Below are 20,851 nucleotides of genomic sequence, written 5' to 3'. Positions count from 1 at the left end.
GCCTGGAGTGGGGGTTTCCGGGTCCTCGGGTCGTGGCTGGTCAGGGTCGGTGACGGAGGTCAGCCGGCTGGTCCTGGCAGGGCGCGAAGTCGGTGTAGGCCTGCGATGAAGGCGTGGACCCAGGGCCAGTGGGCGGGTAGTCGTAGCTGGTGGCGGCGGGCGTGAGAGCTCAGCCGGGCGGCGACGCGCAGGTAGCGCCGGCGCAGGGTCTTGATCGTCTGGCGGGGTGTGGCGGCGAGCCCGGCCAGACGGGCGCTCCAGCGGCCCAGGTTGTGGGCCAGGGTCTGCAGGACCAGCCAGGCCTGGTTCGCGCCGAACCGTTTCGAGGGCAGGTGACTCAGCGCGAGGCCGTGTTTGAGGTCGCGGATGGCCAGTTCGACCTCGGCGTGGGCGCGGTGGAACCGGTCGAGCTCGACGGGGTCGCCGGACTGGTCGGTGATGAACGGGTGGTAGTCGTAGCCGGGAAACAGCTCCAGCTGTCCGGCGGCGGCGCGGCGGTCCCGGATCGCCGGTGGGGTCGGGGTGCGGCGCACGATCAGCCGGACCCAGACCCCGGCGCCGCGGTGTCGCCCGGGGAGCCCGTCGCGGCGGCGGTGGTCGCGGTCGAACACGCGCCAGCCGAGTTCGGTGACCGCGGCGCCGGGCTCGAAGTAGGGCACCGGGGTCCACTGCGACTCGTCGATCGCGGCGATCGTGGCGCGCATGCGGCCGATCATGCGGGCGCCGACGGAGAACCCCGCCCGGTGACGACGACATGCGGTGAGCACGTCGGCGAGGTAAAACCCGGTGTCGGCGCGCACCACCACCGGCCCGCCTGCGCCCGCGGCCCGGACCCGGGACAGCGTTTCGGCCAGGAACGACCCGGCCCCGCTGGAGTCGTTGGTGCGGCCCCGACGCAGCCGGGCGTGCAGCACGTCACCGGTCCCGGCCATCACCGCGAGCAGCGGGTGGTAGCCGCGGCGACCGGTGCGCATCACCTGCCGGGCCCCGGACTTGTCCAAGCCGTAGGTCTCGACCAGGGTCGCGTCGATATCGACCACCACCGCAGCGTCGTCGGGTGGGGTCGTCTCGACCGCCCCGAGCCCGGCGGCACGGGCCAGGACAGCTCGGGCGACGGCGTCGAGTTGGCGGGCGTGTCCCCAGCTCATCGACCGCAGGAACGTACCCACCGTCGACGCCGCGACCGCTCGATGGCCGAGCACTGTCTCGGTGGCGCCGGCACGCAGCGCGTTCACGTCGTCGATGCAGTCCCCACCGGCCAACGCCGAGTGGATCACGCTCAGGCACTTGTCCCCCGCGTTCGCGCCGGCGGTGACCCGGCTGTCGAGCAGGCCTGGCAGGCCGAGTCGCTGCCCCAACGTGGCCGGCAGCAGCAGCCCGGCATCGTTGATCAACGACTCGTCGTCGGCGCTGACCTGGATCCGGTCGAGCGCGTGGGATGCTTGCACCAAGAGGGTGCTCCCTTGTCCAGAACGTTGCTTGGTGTGAGAACCGCAATCGTCCTGCTCAGGAGCACCCTCTTCCCGTCACCACGCCGAACCACCCCGAACTATCGGTGGATTCAGGCTCAGACCGCCCCATCAGCGGAGTGTGCGAGGTCGTGCAGAGGGCCAACGTCATTGTGCGCTCCCTAGCATTCTAGCGTTCCAGGATCGTAGAGGTCGCTGCGAAGAGCGGGCAAGACCTTGTCCGTCCGCGCGGCGGGCGGAGCGGAACCGTCTCTCCGTTACGCTCGATGGATGGCGATGACCGGTGACTTCGAGCTCCGGCCCGGACTGGGCGACGCACGTTCGTCGTCCGTGCGACTCGGCTCGATGATCTATGTGCAGATCAAGGAACAGCTACTCGAGGGCGCCTACGCCGCAGGCGAGCGATTGCAGGTCGAGGCGCTCAAGAGTCAGTTCCAGGTGAGCAAGCAGCCCGTGATGGAGGCTCTGCGTCGGCTGTCCGGCGAGGGCCTGGTCGACATCATTCCGCAGGTCGGTTGCGAGGTCTGCCGCTACTCGCCCCAGGAGGTCGTGGACTTCTTTCGGTTCTTCGCCGGCATGGAGGGCATCCTCGCCGAGGTAGCGGCCGACCGGCGCACCGAGGCCCAGTTGCAGCAGCTCGAGCAGGTCGAGTCCCTGATTGCCGACCTGCGCGCCGACGCCGACGCCGACCGTCGCAGCCACGGCTACCGGGTGCACAACCGGCAGTTCCACGCAATCGTGCACGAGATGTCCCGGTCCACGATCATGGCGGCTACCTGCGAGCGGATGTTTGACCTCAGCGACTTTCTGATCAACACGACCGGCACCCACACTCCGCTGTCCGACGCCCTCGACGGCCGCCACGCCGATCACGAGCGGATCATCGCGGCGCTGCGGAGCCACGACGGCGCAGCGGCGCGGCGCGAGATCGAGCGCCACATCTCAGGCACCGTCGACATCATCCGCCTGGAGGCCGGGCCGAGCGCTGTAGACAAGAAGCCCCCCAACGGCGCCCGTCCCGCCTGACCGAAGTCCTGCCCTGGGAGCCCCCTTGGCGGGGCTCTCAAGCCAGGCCTCACGCCGGGGGCGCTCACATCAGGGCCGCCGCCAGGAGATCCACCTGCTCGGGCTCGGGCCGGCACGGGAACAGCAGTAGCTCGTCGCACCCCGCACGCCCCATCTCCTCGGCAACCCCGCGTACCGCGGCGGGAGTGGTCAACGCGGAGTCGGCGACCGCGGCGGCCCCGGCGCCGACGAACCCGTAGTAGCTCGTCAGGTACTCGCGGGCGTGCCGGGCCGCATCCGTCCCGAGGGAGAAGTACGCCACCGCCTGCAGCCGCGGCGCACCCTCGCGCCCGTGCCGCTGCCAGGCCGCCCGCACCGCGGCCGCACCCTCGGCGAAGAACGCGGTGCTGCCGGAGACCCAGCCGTCGCCTGCACGGGCGGCCCGCTCCAGCGCGGCAGCCGACCGCCCGCCCAGCACGATCCGTGGACGGCCACTCAACGGCGTGGGGCCGACCCGCTCCGGCCCGGGCGCCGCCCAGATCGCCTGCAGCTCGTCGAGCATCGTGTCCAGCCGTCGCCCCCGGGTGCGGAACTCCGTATTGGTGGCCCGGTAGTCGTCCTGCCGGGCGCCGACGCCGAGACCGAGGGTGAACCGGCCACCGGAGAGCCGATCGAGCGTCGCGGTCTGCCGGGCCAGCAGCGCCGACGGGCCCCTGGTCGGCGCCAGCAGCACGTAGCTGCCCAGCCCGATCCGCTCGGTGACCGCCGCGGCGGCCCCGAGCGTGACGAGCGGCTCGAGCCCGTCATGGACCAGCCGGTCGAGGGTCGCCAGCGAGGAGAACCCGGCGGCGTCGGACCGCCGGGCCCACTCCACGAGCTGGTCGAGCCTGACCCCCGGGACCGCGGCGGGCAGCCCGATCCCGATCCGCGCCGCCGCGGCGCCGGTCAAGATCGAGCCCCTTTGCAGGTCGACACGACCTCTCCGTCGTGGACGTCCGCGCGGGTGGTGAAGATGTCAACGCTCCTCTGCACTTGTTGATTCGACGACAGGTCCGGGCTCGGAGAAACCTGATCAGCGGGTCGGGGCGTTCCAGGCGGGCGTGTTGAACTCCGGGCGCAGGGTCGGCTCGAACCGGTCAAGCTTGATGCCGATCTTCGGCAGGACCTTCTCGACCAGCAGCTCGTTGCTGCGCAGCATCTTGTCGATCGGCGCGGGGCCGAGGCCCATCCACAGCACGAGCAGCTCGATGCCGAACTTCTCGATTTCCTTCTCGAGCTTGCGGGCCACGGTGTCGACAGTGCCTGCGATGGAGTACCCGCGGTCGACCATGCTCTGGTAGTTGTTCGGGATCGGCCCCTCCTCGCCCGGGTAGCGCAGGGCCTCGTTGAACCCGAAGTGGTCGTGCCAGGCCGGCCAGATGAAGCCGAGCGCGTCAGATCCGATCGCGAAGGCCTCCTCGTCGGTGTCGGCCACGACGATCTCCCGGAAGTGTCCGACGTTGCGGCCCCACCCGATCGACGGGTCCCGGTGCTTCGCCTCGTCGTGGTAGGCGTCGAGGCAGGCCTTCACCGTCTCCTCGATCGGGGAGAAGATGATCGGCCAGCCGCCCTCGCGCGCCGCCCAGCGGATCGTGTTGGGGCTGAGCGTGAAGGGCACCATCAGTTCGATCGTGGACGGGTCCTGCAGGGTGTTCGGGGCGATGCCGATCTTCTCCACGGCGCCGTCGGCGCTCACGGTGGACGGCGCCATCTCCCGCGTCCCGGGGTGGTCCCAGGTGATCCCGGGCGGCGGGACCTGCCAGTGCTTGCCCTGGTAGGCGAACTCGCGGTTCGCCCAGAGGCCGCGCACCACCTGGTAGGCCTCCTCGAACAGCTCGCGGTTGATCGCGTCGTGCTCGGCGTACTGCGGGTCGGTCGCGTAGGTGGCGACGGCGCCGTTCTTCTGGCCGATCGTGGTGACGTGGCGGCTCTGGTAGCCGCGGGCGAACCCGGCGATCATCCGGCCACCGCTGAAGTGGTCGAGCATGGCCAGGTCCTCGGCCACCAGGATCGGGTTGCGGGCCGGCAGGACGGTCGCCATCTGCCCGATGCGCAGCTTCTTCGTGATCCCCGCGGCCCAGGAGCCGAGCAGGATCGGGTTGTTCGAGATCTCGAGGCCCTCGAGGTGGAAGTGGTGTTCGGAGAAGGCCGCGAAGTCGAAGCCGAGGTCGTCGATCTGACGCAGCACGGCACCGTTCTCGAAGAGGGCCTGCTGATAGAAGTTCGGATTCACGCCCGCGTAACCCTGTCGGTACTGCTCCGGTGTCGCGCCCGCACTGGGCAGCAGGAACGTTCCCAATCTCATCGTTGAGAATCCTCCGTAGATCGCAGAGACCCTGCTGGCCTCCTAGCATGCAAGCATGCAACACGTGTCCTTGATCACTGTCAAGGGATCGACTCGGTCGCGTGACGGCCGGGCCGACGTCGAGACCGGGGGACGCTTGCTGTGACCTGCGCCTCCGGTTAGCGTGCACAGGCACGCTAGCATTCCAGTTGTTGAGAAGGGACCGTCGATGCCCGTCCGTACCGGTGCGCAGTACGTCGAGAACCTGCAGAAACACCCCCGCGAGGTGTGGTTGCGGGGCGAGCGCGTCGACGACGTCACCACGCATCCCGCCCTGCGTCGGCCGATCGAGCAGATCGCCCGGCTCTACGACCTGCAGCACGATCCCGAGCTCGCCCCGGTGCTCACCGCGCCGGGTCCGGACGGGGCCCGGGTCGGACGCGCGTTCCTGCCGTGCCGCACCCCGGAGGACCTGGCCGCGAGGCGGGCCGCGTACCGGGCGTGGGCCGAACCGACGCTGGGCCTGATGGGTCGCTCGCCGGACTTCCTGAACACCACGTTGATGGCGTTCACCGAGTCCCCCGGGGTGTTCGCCAGGCTCGGGCAGCGGTACGCGGACAACATCGCGCGCTACTACTCCTACGTCCGCGACAACGACCTGTTCCTCACCCACGCGCTGATCACCCCGCAGACCGACCGGTCGAAGGGTGCGTCGGAGCAGCAGGAGCAGTTCCTGCACATGGGCGTGGTGTCCGAGACCGCCGAGGGGCTGGTCGTCCGCGGTGCCCGGATGCTGGCCACGCTCGCCCCGATGGCCGACGAGCTGATCATCTACAGCCTGCCCGGCCTGCGCCCCGGCGACGAGCGCCACGCCGCCTGCTTCGCGATCCCGATCGACACCCCGGGCCTGCGGCTGATCTCCCGCGCCCCCTTCGACGACGGCACCCGGCACCCGTTCGACCACCCGCTGTCCTCGCACTTCGAGGAGGCGGACTGCCTCGTCGTGTTCGACGACGTGCTGGTGCCGTGGGACCGGGTGTTCCTGCACGGCGACGTGGAACTGGCCAACGCCCTCTACGCCGAGACCGACCTGCGCCAGCACACCGCGCACCAGACCGGCGTCCGCGGCCTGGTCAAGCTGCAGTTCGTCACCGGGCTGGCGATGAAGCTCAGCCAGTCGGTGAAGATCGACGGCTTCCTGCACGTGCAGCAGAAGCTCGGCGAGTGCATCGCCGCCGTCGAGCAGGCGCACGCGCTGCTCGTCGCGGCCGAGGCCGAGTACGAGACCACCGCGACCGGCACGGTCCGACCCCGGTTCAACGCCCTGCAGACGCTGCGGGTGGTGCTGGCCACGCAGTACCCCAAGCTGGTCGAGGTGCTGCAGACCCTCGGCGCGGGCGGACTGCTGATGATGCCCTCGGCCGAGGACTTCGGCTCGCCGATCGCCGAGGACATCGCGCGCTACTACCGCGGCGCCGAGATGTCCGCCGTGGACCGGATCCGGCTCTACAAGCTGGCCTGGGACCTGTGCGGCGACGCGTTCGGACAGCGCGCCGTGCAGTACGAGCGCTACTACGCCGGCGACCCGGTGCGCATCCTCGCCATGAACTACCTGGCCTACGACAAGTCCGAGTGCTTCCGTCTGGTCGACCGCGCGCTCGCCCTCGCCGGCGACCCCGACACCCCGGCACCCTGATGGCCGCGCCCGCCCCGCTCGACCGGGACCCGATCAGCCCACCCCGGTTCCGCCACGCCCTGGGCCAGTTCGCCAGCGGCGTCACCGTGGTCACGACCACCACGACCGCCGGGCCGGTCGGCGCCACGGTCAGCGCCTTCTGCTCGCTGTCGCTCGACCCGCCGCTGGTGCTCGCCTGCCTCGGCCGGGACCGGTCGATGCACCGCGCGCTGACCTCGGCGCCGGGGTTCGGGGTCAGCATCCTCGCCTCGGACCAGGGAGTGCTCGCCCGGGACTTCGCGCGGCCTGCGGACCGGTTCGCAGGCGTCGCCCACTCCCCCGGCCGCTACGGCCCGCACCTCGACGGCGCGATCGCCCACCTCGACTGCGCGGTGCACGAGATCCGCGACGGCGGGGACCACGTGATCGTCCTCGGCCTGGTCGACGCGGTGGCGGTGCACGCGGGCGAGCCACTGCTCTACGCCCAGGGCGCGTTCCTCGACCTCCCCGGCCCCGACTGGGAACGCGCCGCCGCGTCCGCCCCACAGGAATGGCTGCTCTCCGCCCCCTGGTGAGCCGCCCGCACACCTGCCCACCACACCCGCACGCCTGTCCACCACACCCGCACGCCTCTCTACTGCAAAGGAGCAGTTGATGGAGTTCTTCATCGGCGCATGCGCCAAGATCGACCAGGTCGGCATCGTCAAGCAGGCCGAGGACACCGGGGTCACCCACTTCGGCGTCGGCGAGGGGCCGCTGCTGTTCAGCGACCCCTACCAGTACCTGGCCCTCGCCGCCCGCGAGACGTCCACGATCAACCTCGGCACCTGGGTCACCAACCCGCTGACCCGCATCCCCGCCGTCACCGCCAACTCCCACGCCACGCTCAACGCCCTCGCCCCCGGCCGCACCTTCCTCGGCATCGGCACCGCGAACAACGCGCTGCGCTCCATGGGCCACAGCCCGGCGAGCATCGCCCAGCTCGACGACGCGCTCCGGGTCACCACCGGCCTGCTCGCGGGCCGGCGGGTCACCGAGAAGTGGCGGGGCAAGGAGCGCGAGCTGGAGTTCCTCGACAAGGACGGCAGCTGGTACAACCTCGACGACCCGGTCCCGGTGTGGATGGCCGCCGGTGGCCCGCGCGGCATCGAGGTCGCCGCCCGCTACGCGGACTACGTGGCCTACTGCCTCGGGCCGGACCCCGAGATGATCAAACTGGTGCGCCGGGAGCTGGACAAGGCGGTCGCCGACGCCGGCCGGCCGCCCGGTTCGGTCAAGCTCGTCGCGGTGAGCTGGTTCTACCAGCTGCGCAACGGCGAGACCTGGGAGGACGGCGTCGACCACGGCTTCGCCTCCGGCCCGATCAGCTCCTGCGTGACCAACATCGGGTTCATGCGCGCGCACGCCGCCGAGCTCGACCCTTCGATCGTCGAGGCCAGCGCGGCCGCGGCCACCGCCTACCTGGGCGACCCGAACGCCACCGAGCAGCCGCACTACCTCGACACCTGGTCGAAGTACCAGAAGGGGCTCGACGACTCGCACCGGCCGCTGATCACCAAGCAGCTGTGCGACTACTGGTGCCTCTACGGCTCCCCCGACGAGATCTGGGAGAAGACCCAGGGCATGATCGAGGCGGGAGTGGACATGGTGAGCACGTTCCTGTCCAACCCGTTCACCGCCGAACGGGACATCGCCGACATCGGAACGTCGATCCTCGCCCGCGCGTAACTCCTCCCGGCAATCGGCCGGGGCTCCGGAAACCCGGCTGCCTCCTGCGCGGCGGTGGAAGGGGTTGCGGGCCCGTCGTGGGCCCGCGGTCCCCGCGCCTGATCCGGCGCTCCTGCCGGCGAGGATGTCGACAGGAGCGCCACCCCGCGAGGCCCTGCCGGGCTACGCCGAGGTTCTCGGGGCCCTGAAGCTCACCCCCACGTAGGGGGCGAGCCGTACAACGCCAGCAACCCGACGACGCGATGCGCCAGTTCGTCTTCGACCCCAGGGCTTCGGGATGGTGGACTACGGACCCGCCGGTCACACCGCCTGACCTCGCACCGTGCAACGAGAGGCGTCTCACGCTGATGTGGACGATCCAGGACTCCCGCGTCCGCCCTGCGGGGCGCCCGCGCTCAGCCTTCTCGGCGAAGTCCTTCGCGACGAGCGACGTGGACGAGGCGCGTGAGGTGTTGACACAGTCGTATGCCGACCACTCCATCCGGACCGCCGGACGAGTCGGTCGGGGCTTCGACTTCCTGCACCGGGTGGCGAGCTCGTCGCAGATCAACATCGGCTACACGACGTTCGGGACCGACGTCGACATCTCGGCGCCGCCACCGCGGACGTCCTACATCGTGTGCTTCTCCATGCGGGGACACCTGACGATGTCGTGCGGTGCGGAATCGGTCGTCCTCACCTCCGATCGCGTCGCAGTCGTCCCTCCCACCAAGCCCTTCGGCTTCCGCGATTGGAGCCCCGATTCCTGCGTGGTGGGCATCCGCATCAGCCGGGGCGATCTGGAGGGCGACCTGTCGACGCTGCTCGGACGGCCGATCGCCCGCCCGGTCGACTTCGAGTTCGGCAAGGTCAGCACCCAGGGGCGGGGTTCGACATTTCTGCGGACCGTGGATCTCATCGAGTCGGAACTCGAGCGACCCGACGGAATGTCACACGAGAGCAGCCTCGCCGCCAGGCTCTCGCAGTTGTTGATCACGTCGTTGCTCACCACTCAGTCACATGAATACTCCGAGCAGCTCCACGAGCCGGCCCCGGCCGTCCCCTCCTCCGCGGTCAGGCGCGCACTCGACTACGTGGAGACCGACCCTTCGTGCGTGAGCACGGTGTCGGACATCGCCCGAGCTGCGTCCGTGAGCGTGCGCGCGATCGAGCACGGCTTCCGGAAGCATCTCGGCGTCTCTCCGATGGCGTATCTGAAGGAGGTCCGGCTCGCCAGGGTGCACGACGACCTGATCAACGGGGATCCGGCGGAGACGACGATCACCAGCACGGCGCGCCGGTGGGGTTTCACGCATCTGAGCCGCTTCAGTGAGTCCTACCGGCAGAAGTACGGCGTCCTGCCGTCCGAGACTCTCCGTCAGCGGCGAGGGCCGGGCTCCTTCGCCGGCCTGCGACCCGGATTCCGGCCCGAGTAACCGAAGTCCTGTCTTCACCGACGACCGGCACGGGCCTCCACGTGGACCCGCCTCGCCGGCGCCGTGTTCCGGCGGCAACTTCTCGGCCGGTTCACCGTGACCCGTAGACCACGACGGTGTTCCCCCATGGATCCTTCGCCACCGCGCGCACCTCGTGCGGGCCCTGCTCGGGATCGCGGACCACGGTTCCACCGGCCGCGGTGATCGCGGACAGTGCCGCGGACACGTCAGGGACCTTGAACGACGCCGCCGGCATCCCGCAGGTGACGTCCTCGGTGGGGCCGGCGAGCGCCAGCGTGATGCCGCCGGCGTTGAGGGCGGCGTACCGGTTGCCGTCGACGAACCGGGTGTCGAGCCCGAACGCCTCGGTGTAGAAGGTGACTGCGGCGGCGATATCCGCCACCGGGTGCAGTACGTTGCCGATCTTCGTGGGGGCAGGGTCGTCGGACACGAGTTGTTCCTCGCAGTGGTGGGATGGGTTCGACCGTAGATCCGCGGACGTGGCGGCAGTGCTACCAGCGGCTCGCGATCTCCTTCTGCCGCGCGAGGAAGGAGGGGTCGAGCAGGCGCCCGTGCAGCTGCTGGTTGTGGCTGTGGCAAAGCTGGTGGAGCGCGAAGGATGTCTGCATCGCGTTGGAACGTCCCTGGTTGTCCTGGGCGGTGTTGACGGCTTCCTTGACGAGCTTGAGGGCGAACAGCGGCTGCTCGGCGATTCGGCGGGCGAGGTCGAGGGTGAACTTGGTGAGTTCGGCACGGGGCACGATGTGGTTGACCATCCCGAGTCGGTGCGCGTCGGCAGCGCTGACGGAGTCGGAGGTGAACAGCATCTCCTTGGCCTTGCGCACGCCCAGCTCGTAGGGGTGGTTGAAGAACTCCGCGCCGCTGATGCCCATGGCGACGGTGTTGTCGGCGAAGACGGCATCCTCCGAGGCGACAACGAGGTCGCACGGCCACACCAGCATGAGGCCGCCGGAGACGACCTTTCCTTGCACCTCGGCGATGGTGGGCTTGGGCATGTTCCGCCAGCGCTCGGAGAAGCCGAGGTAGATCTCCTTCTCGCGGGCCATCTGTGCCTCGGCGCCACCGCAGGTGAAGCCGCACCAGGTGCCGACGGTGCGGTGCTCGGCCATCACCTCGTACTTCTCGGGCTCGCGCAGGTCGTGCCCGGAGGAGAAGTGCGGGCCCTCGGCGGCCAGGATCACGACGCTGATGCCGTCGTCCTGCGCAGCGCGGTCGAACGCGTCGTTGAGCTCGTAGAGCAGTCTCGTGTCCTGGGCGTTGCGGGTCTCGGGCCTGGCCAGGACGATCCGGGCGATGCGGGCCTCGGGCTCCTCGTAGCGGATCGTCTTGTACGTGGTCATGGGGCTTCTTCCTCCGGGTCGGCGCGTCTCAGCGGGACGGGGTGGTCCGGCCGGCGGGAGGCGGACCGGTCGACCGGCGCGGCGCCGGTCTGGGCGGGCCCGGGTGCCCGTGCCCTGAAGCGGCCCGACAACGGGCCGCCGAGCCGAGCCGGGGCAGCCGTCATAGCGGGATCGGCACCCGCGGTTGGTCCGAGCGCAGCACCAGGTCCTCGATCGGCTCCTCCGCGTCGAGCCGTCGGCACAGCTCCTCGGGATCGAACGGCTCCCCGAGCGGGTTGGCGGCGAACGCGTCCGTCGCCATGAACTCGTTGGACTGCTCGGGGTCCAGCAGGTCCACCTGGAACTCCAACCGGTTCCGGTCCGGGTCCTCGTAGTACATCGACAGCGTCGGACCGTGCTTGGTGGAGATCACCGGGCGGACGCCGAGCTTGTCGCGGACGTTGCGGTAGACGCCCATCAGGTCCTCGATCGAGTCCCAGGTGTAGGCCAGGTGCCGCAACCCCGTCCCGTGCTTGCGCTCGCCCTCGTCCTCTGGTGCGGGACCGAGGTTGACGATCGCGTGCCGGTGGTGCTCCTCGTCGTAGGTCATGAAGGTGTAGGTCTCGCTCTGGCTCTGGATCTTCGCCTCGAACACCGTCCGGTAGAAGCGCACCATCTCCGTATACCGATGGGTGCCGAACACCGCGTGGGCGAACTTCGTAGGTGGTGTCATGACTTCTCCTCCTTCAGCGAGCGCAGCGCACGTCGAGCAGCGCCTGGCGGCCCTCGACGTCCACCGCATGGAGCGCACGGCGCAGGGCCGGGCGTAGCTGGTCGATGTCGGTGACCTCCTCACCGAATCCGCCGGACGCTTCGGCGTAGCGGGCGAAGGCGGGCTGCGGGGCCAGATTCGACAGCCGCGATTCGTCCATGCGGACGGCGATGCCGCCTGGGTACACCGAGCGGGTCGAGGCGTCCACCGCGTCCCACCGCTCGTTGTTGGCGATGATGGTCAGGACGGGCAGTCCGTGCTTCGCCGAGGCGTGATGGCACGCTGCGGGATTGGCGAAGAGGTAGGCGCCGTCGCCGACGGCCGCGACGACCGTCCGGTCCGGTGCCGCGTGCTTGGCCCCCAGCGCGGCCGGAAGCGCCCACCCGAGTCCGCCGGCTGCCGGGAGGTAGAAGTACGTGCCCGGTCGGCGGCGGCGGAGGATCCGAGGGTCGGCCCAGTACTCGTTGAACACCACCGCGTCGTCGTCGAGGACCTCGGAGAGGGCCTGGGTGAGGGCCGCCTTCGTGATCGGTCCGCGGCCTTGGCGGGGCAGCGTGGCCTGCAGTCGCCGCCGGTGTTCTTCCGCCCGCCCGGCCAGCATGTCCGCCCGTGTCGGCGGGATCTGCTCGGTCCGATCCGCGAGTGCACCTTCCAATGCCGTGAGCAGGCTCGCCGCGCTGGTCGTGATCCCGAGGTCGAGACGATGGGTGCGCATCGGATAGTCGGACGTCAGCGGATCGAGTCCTGCCTGGGCGACGAACGCGTCGGTTCGGGGCTCACCTCGTCGGGCGATCCATGGAACGTCGCACTCCAGGAACAGCAACACATCCGCGTCGGGGAACGCCTCGGTCGCAAGCCCGAGGTGGAACGGGTGATCCGCGGAGACGTTGAGATAGCGCGGGCCGGCCTCGGCGACCCCGACCGCATAGCGCTCGCACAGCTCCGACAACATCGCCACGGTCTGGTGGTCCGCGCCCGCACTGGTGGTCACGATCACCGGATATCGCGCCTGCGCGAGCCGGTCCGCGAGGATCTGCACGGCCGCCGGATCGGCTGCGGGACCGGTCGGCACGACCAGCGGCGGCGCGGGATCGGCGGCGTCCGTCTCGGGGGCGGTCTCGGCGAGGACCTCGCGTGGAAGGGTCAGGTACACCGGTCCGCGCGGGTGTGCCGACGCTATCGACACGGCCCGGCGCAGGACCGCCTCGACCTGGGCCGCGTTGCGCAGCTCGTAGTCCCACTTGACGACTTCACGGACCATGCCCGCCTGGTCGTACATCTCCTGCGCCCAGTGGATGGCGGTGTCGCGGGCACCGAGCGCGCCGTCCTCGAGGATCGGGGTGCGGCCCGCGGTCACGATCATCGGGACGCGTTCGCGCGCGGCGTTGATCACCGCGGACACCGCGTTCGCCGTGCCGACGCTCACGTGGAACATGACAGCCTGCGGCTGTCCCGTCATCAGGTAGGCACCGTGGGCCATGCCGGCGGCGACGTTCTCGTGGCCCGCGAGGACCGGGACCGGGTACCGCCCGATGGCCGACCCGCCCTGCGCGTACGCCTCCACGAGAGGCGCGAAGTCCGTCCCCGCGTTGACGAACAGCGTCTGCACTCCCAGCGCCCGGAGCTCGGCCAGGTACCGCTGGGCGGCCGACGAGCCGCGCACGTCGTCGTCCTGGTCCAGGCGAGGCTCCTGGGCGATCCCCGGGCCGGTCGTCCTGCCCGTCATCGCGCTGCCGCGACTGTGACGGCGTCAGCCGCCGCCACGGCGGCCAGTGGGACCTGAAGGGCCGCTGTCGGTATGTCCACGGTCATTCTCACCTCGTTGTCCTGCTGTCGGGAGCGGCGCGATGCTCTGGTTCCCGTGCGTCGTCGGGTGTCGTCGGGCGCGGGCCGATGCCCTGCGCGGCCGCCAAGAACTCCGCGCTGGTGCGGATGCCGTTGCGGTCCAGCTTCCCGGCCTCGCTGCGTGGAAGGGCGTCGCGGAACAGGAGCTCTTTCGGCACCTTGTAGGACGCGAGGTCGCGCGCGCACAGCGCGCGCAGGTCCTCGGCCACGGTCTCGTCGTTGGTGGCGTCAGCTCCCGGCGCCCGCTCGATGACCGCGACCACCCGTTGGCCCCACTGCTCGTCCGGCACTCCGACGACCGCCGCGTCCCTGACGTGCGCGTGCCGAACGAGGCAGGCCTCGATCTCCGCGGGATAGATGTTCACTCCTCCGGAGATGATGAGGTCGCTGCGTCTGTCGTGGAGGAACAGGTACCCGTCGTCGTCGAGGGAACCGAGGTCACCGGCCGTGACCAGGTCACCGGACCGGCTGCGTTCGGTCTTCTCCGGGTCCCCGAGGTACTCGAACGGCGCGGGCACGCTGAAGTAGATGGAGCCCACCTGCCCTATGGGTGTGGTCGCGGACGCGTCGTCGAGGATGCGCACGGTCACCCCGGGAGCCGGCCTGCCCACGCTGCCTCGCTTAACCGGCCACTCCTCGGGCGGCAGGACCGAGACCATTCCTTCAGTCGCGCCGTAGTACTCCCACACCACCGGGCCGACCCAGTCCAGCATCGCTGCCTTGACATCCACCGGGCAGCGGGCGCCCGCGTGCAGGACGGTGCGGAGACTCGAGACGTCGAACGAGGCGCGCTGGTCGGCGGGCAGGTCGAGCATCCGACGGAAATGCGTCGGCACCATGTGGGTCCAGGTCACCCGGTGCCGCTCGATCGCCTGCAGGACGACGACGGGATCGAACTTCCGGAGGCCCACGACGGTGTGCCCCAGGTGCAGCGCGATCTGCGAGTACACCCCTGGCGCGTTGTGGTAGAGGGGGGAACAGGCCAGGTGCACGCCGTCGGCGGGGCTGTCGGGGTCGTCTGAGCACAGCCGGAACAGCGTTGCGCGCGCCGCCGTCAGCTCCGCCGCGACGTCGTCCGGATTCTGGCCGGTCAACTTCCGCCGAACGCCCTTGGGCCGCCCGGTGGTCCCGGACGTGTACGGCATGAGCGCACCGGCGACCCGGCGCGCCGGCCGCTCCGAGGACCGCCCGGCGCTCAACTCGGCATAGTCGCTCCAGCCGATCACCGCACCGCCCACGGCGAACCTGCGCACCGGCAGATCCACCGCTGCGGACGCCAGGCGCTCGCCGAGAGCGGCGTCGGCGACGAGCACTGCTGCCCTGCTGTCGGCGCAGATGTACCGGACCTCGCGCGGGCTCGAGTGCGTGTCGACCGGGACCAGGTACAACCCCGACTGAGCAGTAGCGAGGACCAGCTCGAAGTAGGCAACGCCGTTGCCCACCATCGCCACTACCGCGTCGCCCTCCGCGAGGCCCAGTGCGCGTAGTCCGTTGCTCACCCGGTTGACCTGCTCCGCGAGCACGGCGAACGAGACGGCCGTGCTGTCCGCGATGAGCGCGATGCGATCGGGGTGGGCGTCGGCGACTCGGTGAAAACCGAGTTTCGAGCGGTCCATATCTTGTTCCCTCGTGCGGCCCGGCGCGGTCGGTTCCGAGCGTGGTCGGGGAGTTCGGTCGCCGGAGGTCGCCCGGCCGGGCCGCGGCGCGGTGCCGTCGGGCTAAGCAGAGAAGTGCCTCAGGTGCGGCATCACCTCGGTGGCGAACAGGTGCTGGGTCTGCCGGGACACGTCCTTCGGCATGGACCGCAGCCGCATCACGAGGTTCAGCCGCCGCGCGCCGGTCAGTTGGAGGCCGGCAGCGAGCTGGTCGAGCACGGTCTGCGGGGATCCGACGATGGCACCACCGAACAGCGGCATGAACAGCTTCGCCTCTTCCGCGGGCAGCCCACGGCCGATCATCGTTTCCCACGCGGAGGCCTGCGCCCGCTCCTGGAGCTGCTTGGCCTCCTTGTCGGTCGGCGCGACGATGATCGACGTCGTCGTCAGGTAGTTGGCGCCGCTCACCTCGTGGCCCGCCTCGTGGGCCGCGTTCACGTAGCGCTCGAGGTTGCCGGCCGCGTCCGGGGACATGAAGCCGTAGAGGTTGTCCCCGGCCCGGCCGATCCGTTCGACCGACTCCGGCTTGAGTGCGGCGACCCACGGCCGTAGCGGTGGACCGAAGGGCTTCGGGTAGACCGTCGACGGCACGGCGATCCGGTTGTACTTACCGTCGAAGGTGATCGAGTCCTCGCGCAACGCCTTCGTCAGCAGCTCGAAGTTCTCGTGGAAGCGGGCCTCGATGTCGTCCAGGCTGAAGCCGTAACGGTCCCGCTCGATCGAGAAGTTGCCCTTGCCGACCCCCAGCTCCGCCCGGCCGTTGCTGAGGATGTCGAGCATGCCCGCCTCCTCCGCCAGCCGCCAGGGGTTGTGGAAGGTCAGGATCTGTACCGACTGGCCGATCCGCAGCCGGGTCGTCCGCATCGCGACCGCCGCCAGGTACAGGTTGGGCGACGGGATGAGCGTCCAACCGTCGAAATGGTGCTCGGTGCACATGACGCCGTCGAAGCCGAGTCGCTCGGCCTCTACAGCATCCTCGATGTTGTTCTCGACGATATCTCGGGCGAGGTCGGCGTCGTACTTCTCGGGCGCCCAGTCACCTTCGTATTGAACGGCGTCAAGCCGGATGAATTTGATGATCTCCGGCTCTTCGTGGAGGCGCGGAACTCTGCCGGAATCGCTATCCGTAGACATGGACATCAGCAACGTCTCCCTCTTGATCCTGCTCGTGTCGGTCAAGCTGATCGTGATCCCGTCGCCGACCGATCCACTGAGACGGGCAGGGGTGTATGCCCATCGGCATTGGTTTCAGGAGGTACGCGCCGCCCGCGTTGCTGTGGTCGCCGTTCGGGAATGTCCTGTGGCGACCCCGCTGCTCCCGCTCCCGGGCTCAGGGGGTCGATCGTCGATCGCTTCGCCAGCGAGACTAGGAGGCGTAGATCACGAAACATATCCGCTCGGCGAAGGCGTGTATCCACGATTCGCCATGTTCCGAGTCGTGGACGCACTGAACGTTTTCCAACCTGGTGATCATGAGGTCGGTCGGCCTGCGGCGTGGTGTCACTGAAGTAGGTGAAGCTCCTGGTAGATGGGTGATTGCCTAGATCAACCCGTCCCAAACAGGAGCTTCAGGGTGCTTGTCTACCCCTCGTCGATGCCCGTGTCCAACCGCGCCCTGCACACCCTCTCCGACGCACTACGCCGACACCGCAAGAACCTCGGCAGTAGGTGGCGCCGACTCCCGCCCGGGCAACAGGCCCTGCTGGTGCTCGCGTACCTGAACAAGGGCGAGACCTACACCGCTCTGGCCTGCGGCTTCGGGATCGGCACCACGACGGTGTTCCGCTACGTCCGCGAAGGCGTCGACGTCCTCGCCGCGGCGGCACCATCGCTGGACGAGGCGCTCGGCGTGGCCCGACGTAAGGCGTTCGTGATCCTCGACGGCACGCTGCTGGCGATCGACCGGGTCGGCATGGGATCGGGCTACGACCGGGCGTTCTACTCCGGGAAACACAAGCGCCACGGCGTGAACGTGCAGGTCCTCGCCGACCCGGCCGGTCGACTGGTGTGGGCATCACCCGCGCTGCCCGGTGCCCGCCACGACATGGGCGCAGCCCGCGAAAACGGTCTGATCGACGCCCTGTCCGAGCACGCGATCCAGGTCGTCGCCGACACCGCCTACCAAGGCGGCGGTCCGGCGATCCGGGTCCCACAGCGTCGTCGCCGCCTCGACCCAGACACCGGCCGCTACCGACCGCTGTCGCAGGCGCAGAAGCAGGTCAACGTCGCGCACGCACGCCAGCGCGGTCCCGGAGAACGAGCCAACGCCCAGCTCAAGTCGTGGCAGGTGCTCCGCAAGATCCGCAGCTGCCGAAGCGAGCAACCGCACTGGTCCAGGCCGTGATGGTCCTGATCCAGGCTCGCTGAGATCAAGTTGGAAAGCGTTCACTCGTCCCAAGTCGACGGGCACCGCGGGCGGTACGGGCGGTACGGGCGGTACGGGCGAGCCGACATCGGGAGAGGACGCGGTCCGCGCAGCGCGCAACCCGGGGATCGGGCGCCGTGATGGCGGCGTCGCCCGAGGTCACGTAGGGAGCGGTACCAGGACCGAGTGCTCAGGCAGAGAGAACGATCAGGCCAGCCGCCGCGCGCAACATGGTCGGGATCGCGGCCCGGTGCCAGCACGGTGTCAGCGGTGAGTCCGATCGCGGCGGCTGTGGAAGGTCCGCAACTCCCCGCACAGAACGTCGTCGACGAAGCCTTCGACGAGCAGCATGCGCGTCCCGGCCGACCTGGATCCGCTCGAAGGCAACCTGCAGACAACGTGACGAGCACGCGCTCCGCCCGCTTAGTACTCCAGCCGCAGTTCGTGATGTTGGTTGCGCTAGGCTTCGATCTTGTGAAGGAAGAGGAGGATCTCGAGGCGTGGGCCGGTGGCCTGGACGGGCTGTTCGGGTTGGTGGCGGGCCGGTTCTTCCGGCCCGAGCCGCGGCGGCGGGCACGGGCGTATGTGCGTGGGTTGCTCGCACCGTTGGCCGGGAAGAACGGGTGGACGCTGGCCGAGGTCGCCGGCGACACGACCCCGGACGGCATGCAGCGGCTGCTCAACTCCGCGACCTGGGACACCGACGGGGTGCGCGATGACCTGCGCGACTACGTCGCAGAGCGTCTCGGTGAGCCCGGCGGGGTACTGATCGTCGATGAGACCGGGTTCCTGAAGAAGGGGACGAAGTCTGCAGGGGTGCAGCGCCAGTACTCGGGCACTGCCTGAGATTCCCCCGCTTTGCCGGAGTGTCTGAAGACTGGTTCGATCTTGAGAACCAGGAAGGAAGGCACTGGTGCCCGCACCGAAGAAGTACCCCGATGAGCTGCGGGAACGCGCAGTCCGACTCTATCGGGAGTCCGACCCGCGGCCCTCGTTCCGCAGGCTCGCCGAGCAGCTGGGCGTCCATCACGAGGCCCTGCGGCACTGGGTCCGACAGGCGGAGGCCGACGACGGAGAGCGGCATGATCGGCCGACGACCGACATGGTCTCGGAGAACCGCCGGTTGGCGAAGGAGAACGCCGAGCTGCGGCGGGTCAACGAGGTCCTGCGCGCGGCGAGCGCCTATTTCGCCAGCGAGATCGGCCCGACCCGGAGGTGGTCATGAGCTTCGTCGACACCCATGACTTCCCCGCCGGTCTCGTACTACGGGTCCTGGGCATCCCCGTCTCGACCTACTACGACTGGCGCGCCCGCCGAGCGAACCCTTCGCGACGCGACCTCGACGACGCGGTGCTGCTCGAGCAGATCGTGAAGATCCGATCGGTCAGCGAGTTCGCCGCCGCCTACGGATCACCGCGGGTGTGGCTGGAGCTGCGCCGCCAGGGCGTGCACGTCGGGCGCAAGCGAGTCGAGCGGATCATGCGCGAGCACGGCCTGCAGGGCGCGCATCTGCGCCGCGGATGGAAGCACGGCTCGACCCGGCAGAACCCGGCCCACCGCCCGGCTCCGGACCTGCTCGAACGCGACTTCACCGCCGCCGCGCCGAACCGGGTGTGGGTGGCCGATCTGACCAGGATCGTCACCGGCGAGGGTGTGCTGTGGCTCGCCAGCGTGCGGGATGCGTTCTCCAACCGGGTGGTCGGCTGGGCCACCGACCCGCGCGCCACCACCGCGCTGGTGCTGACCGCGCTCAACCACGCCCTGCGGTCGCGGGACCTCCGACCCGGAAAGTGGATCTTCCACAGCGACAAGGGCGCCCAGTACACGGCGCTGCGGTTCACCCAGCGCCTGGTCGACGCAGGTGTCGCCCCGTCGACGGGGTCCACAGGGGACAGCTACGACAACGCGCTCGCGGAGAACCTGTGGTCCACGATCAAGATCGAGCTGTTGTACTGGCCGGGTACGACGTTCGCGACCCGCCGCGAGGCCGAGCACGCCCTGATCCGCTACCTCGACGGCTGGTACAACCCGCGCCGGATCCAGGCCCGCCTCGGCGGGCTCTCACCCGACGAGTACGAGGACGACTATCGTCGCGCTCAGCGCGACGCCGACAGGTAACCCGCACTCCGGGAAACCGGGGGAAGCTCAGTCCGCGGTGCGGCGGACCGCCGCCGGTGACAGACTGATGGTCACCGCTTCAGCAGGGGCATGACTTCCTTGCCGAACTTGTCCATGTCGACCAGGTAGTCCTGGAAAGTGAACATGATCCCCGAGGTGCCCTCCACCTCGGCCAGTGCGTTGATCTTGTCTGCCACCGTCTGCGGCGAGCCGCCGATCACGTCCCAACCGATCATGAACGCGTCGGAGCCGAGCAGCTGGTTGCGGATCGACTTCTGATCCTCTGCCGAGTCCGTGCTCGCGTGACCGCCCAGGGTCTGCACCGCGTCGAGGTCCTGGTTCGCTCGCCAGTCATCGACCGCGGCCTTGGCCTCTTCGTCAGTGTCGCGGAGCACGACCGCGAACAATGGGTACGAGCCGATCTTGCGCCCCGTCTTGTCCGAGGCCGCCTTCAGTCGCCCGTTCAGTTGCCGAAGTTCCTCCGGGTCTGCCTTGCAGCTCAGGAACTGGTAGTCCGCCCATTCCGCGGTGAACTGCATGCCGCGGTCGGATTGGCCCGCGCAGACGACTTCGATGGGACTCGTCGGCGTCGGCCCGAGCCGGCAGTCGTCCATCCGGTAGAAGTCGCCCTTGAAGTCCGATCGGCCCGTCACCCACAGTTCGCGCATCACCTGCAGATATTCGCTCGCACGGTCGTATCGGTTCTTGAAGTGCTCGTCCCCTGGCCAGATCCCCATCTGCGTGTACTCCTCCTTTTCCCAGCCGGAGACGAGGTTCACGCCGAAGCGACCACCGGACATTTCGTTGATTGTCACCGCCATCTTTGCGGCGACGGGCGGAGGAAGCATCAGCTGCGGAATAGATGCGTACAGCTTGATCCGGCTCGTGCTCACTGCCAGCCCGGCCATGACCGAGAAGGAATCCAGGGTGTAGTTCCAGAACTCGGTCTCGCCGTCGAATCCTCGGAACTTGACCGGCGCGAGCATGAAATCGAAGCCATAGTGCTCCGCCTTCGCACCGCACTGCTCCATCAGGAACCAGTCGGGCTTGAACTGCGGCGACGTCTTCGAGATCACCCAACCATTGTTCATGGTCGGGGTAAAGATTCCGTACTCCATGTTGTCTCCTCGGCGTGGTGTCG

The 20,851-nt window shown here is 69.3% G+C and carries 17 protein-coding genes and 2 pseudogenes; 9 read left to right on the top strand and 10 right to left on the bottom strand.

Annotated elements, in window-relative coordinates:
• Positions 1-59: 59 nt before the first annotated feature.
• Positions 60-1,448, bottom strand: coding sequence for an IS1380 family transposase (locus Pdca_RS33095; RefSeq protein WP_125911460.1), 1,389 nt, complete (start codon positions 1,446-1,448; stop codon positions 60-62).
• A 291-nt stretch (positions 1,449-1,739) separates the two neighbouring features.
• On the opposite strand from Pdca_RS33095, the gene Pdca_RS33090 reads away from it, so the two are divergent.
• Positions 1,740-2,495: a GntR family transcriptional regulator gene (locus tag Pdca_RS33090; RefSeq protein ID WP_085916718.1), complete on the top strand. Its 756-nt coding sequence runs from the start codon at positions 1,740-1,742 to the stop codon at positions 2,493-2,495.
• A gap of 64 nt (positions 2,496-2,559) precedes the next feature.
• Here Pdca_RS33090 and Pdca_RS33085 read toward each other — a convergent pair whose 3' ends face one another.
• Positions 2,560-3,423, bottom strand: coding sequence for an LLM class flavin-dependent oxidoreductase (locus Pdca_RS33085; protein ID WP_085916717.1), 864 nt, complete (start codon positions 3,421-3,423; stop codon positions 2,560-2,562).
• A 123-nt stretch (positions 3,424-3,546) separates the two neighbouring features.
• Positions 3,547-4,818 carry an LLM class flavin-dependent oxidoreductase gene (locus Pdca_RS33080; RefSeq protein ID WP_085916716.1) on the bottom strand — a complete coding sequence of 424 codons (1,272 nt, stop codon included), beginning with the start codon at positions 4,816-4,818 and terminating at the stop codon, positions 3,547-3,549.
• Positions 4,819-5,026: 208 nt separating this feature from the next.
• Here Pdca_RS33080 and hpaB point away from each other — a divergent pair, with 208 nt between their 5' ends.
• The 4 genes from hpaB (at position 5,027) to Pdca_RS33060 (ending at position 9,615) form a co-directional block, all read left to right on the top strand.
• A complete protein-coding gene (gene hpaB, locus Pdca_RS33075) occupies positions 5,027-6,493 on the top strand; it encodes a 4-hydroxyphenylacetate 3-monooxygenase, oxygenase component (RefSeq protein WP_085916715.1) in 1,467 nt (488 codons plus the stop codon).
• A complete protein-coding gene (locus Pdca_RS33070; protein WP_085916714.1) occupies positions 6,493-7,047 on the top strand; it encodes a flavin reductase family protein in 555 nt (184 codons plus the stop codon). Before hpaB ends, Pdca_RS33070 begins: the two co-directional genes overlap by 1 nt.
• Before the next feature lie 79 nt (positions 7,048-7,126).
• A complete protein-coding gene (locus Pdca_RS33065) occupies positions 7,127-8,200 on the top strand; it encodes an LLM class flavin-dependent oxidoreductase (protein ID WP_085916713.1) in 1,074 nt (357 codons plus the stop codon).
• A 431-nt stretch (positions 8,201-8,631) separates the two neighbouring features.
• Positions 8,632-9,615 carry an AraC family transcriptional regulator gene (locus tag Pdca_RS33060; RefSeq protein ID WP_158092377.1) on the top strand — a complete coding sequence of 328 codons (984 nt, stop codon included), beginning with the start codon at positions 8,632-8,634 and terminating at the stop codon, positions 9,613-9,615.
• Positions 9,616-9,706: 91 nt separating this feature from the next.
• Here Pdca_RS33060 and Pdca_RS33055 read toward each other — a convergent pair whose 3' ends face one another.
• From Pdca_RS33055 to Pdca_RS33030, 6 genes are all read right to left on the bottom strand, one after another.
• Entirely contained in the window at positions 9,707-10,066 is a 360-nt protein-coding gene (locus tag Pdca_RS33055) for a VOC family protein (protein WP_085916711.1), read from the bottom strand.
• Between the two features lie 61 nt (positions 10,067-10,127).
• Positions 10,128-10,976, bottom strand: a complete 849-nt coding sequence (locus Pdca_RS33050; RefSeq protein WP_085916710.1) for an enoyl-CoA hydratase — start codon at positions 10,974-10,976, stop codon at positions 10,128-10,130.
• Between the two features lie 160 nt (positions 10,977-11,136).
• Entirely contained in the window at positions 11,137-11,688 is a 552-nt protein-coding gene (locus Pdca_RS33045; RefSeq protein WP_158092376.1) for a VOC family protein, read from the bottom strand.
• A gap of 13 nt (positions 11,689-11,701) precedes the next feature.
• On the bottom strand, positions 11,702-13,453 hold the full coding sequence (locus Pdca_RS33040; protein WP_085916708.1) for a thiamine pyrophosphate-requiring protein: 1,752 nt from the start codon (positions 13,451-13,453) through the stop codon (positions 11,702-11,704).
• Between the two features lie 88 nt (positions 13,454-13,541).
• Complete coding sequence (locus Pdca_RS33035) at positions 13,542-15,188, bottom strand: AMP-binding protein (protein ID WP_085916707.1); 1,647 nt, start codon at positions 15,186-15,188, stop codon at positions 13,542-13,544.
• 102 nt (positions 15,189-15,290) lie between these two features.
• Entirely contained in the window at positions 15,291-16,406 is a 1,116-nt protein-coding gene (locus Pdca_RS33030; RefSeq protein WP_125911656.1) for an LLM class flavin-dependent oxidoreductase, read from the bottom strand.
• 394 nt (positions 16,407-16,800) lie between these two features.
• On the opposite strand from Pdca_RS33030, the pseudogene Pdca_RS33025 reads away from it, so the two are divergent.
• The 4 genes and pseudogenes from Pdca_RS33025 (at position 16,801) to Pdca_RS33010 (ending at position 19,710) form a co-directional block, all read left to right on the top strand.
• Positions 16,801-17,594, top strand: a pseudogene (locus Pdca_RS33025) (transposase family protein).
• Positions 17,595-18,039: 445 nt separating this feature from the next.
• Positions 18,040-18,435: pseudogene (locus Pdca_RS33020) on the top strand (transposase); the annotation flags it as partial.
• A gap of 70 nt (positions 18,436-18,505) precedes the next feature.
• Complete coding sequence (locus tag Pdca_RS33015) at positions 18,506-18,817, top strand: transposase (protein WP_166665882.1); 312 nt, start codon at positions 18,506-18,508, stop codon at positions 18,815-18,817.
• The gene (locus tag Pdca_RS33010; RefSeq protein WP_125911654.1) at positions 18,814-19,710 is read left to right on the top strand and encodes an IS3 family transposase; all 897 of its coding nucleotides are present in this window, start codon (positions 18,814-18,816) and stop codon (positions 19,708-19,710) included. Before Pdca_RS33015 ends, Pdca_RS33010 begins: the two co-directional genes overlap by 4 nt.
• Before the next feature lie 71 nt (positions 19,711-19,781).
• Here Pdca_RS33010 and Pdca_RS33005 read toward each other — a convergent pair whose 3' ends face one another.
• Positions 19,782-20,828 (bottom strand): LLM class flavin-dependent oxidoreductase, encoded by a 1,047-nt coding sequence (locus tag Pdca_RS33005; protein WP_085916896.1) that lies wholly within the window; start codon positions 20,826-20,828, stop codon positions 19,782-19,784.
• Positions 20,829-20,851 lie beyond the last annotated feature (23 nt).

The sequence above is a fragment of the Pseudonocardia autotrophica genome, assembly GCF_003945385.1.
GTDB lineage: Bacteria > Actinomycetota > Actinomycetes > Mycobacteriales > Pseudonocardiaceae > Pseudonocardia > Pseudonocardia autotrophica.
The sequence above is the reverse complement of the archived record's forward strand: the minus strand, read 5'-3'. Positions and strand labels throughout refer to the sequence as shown.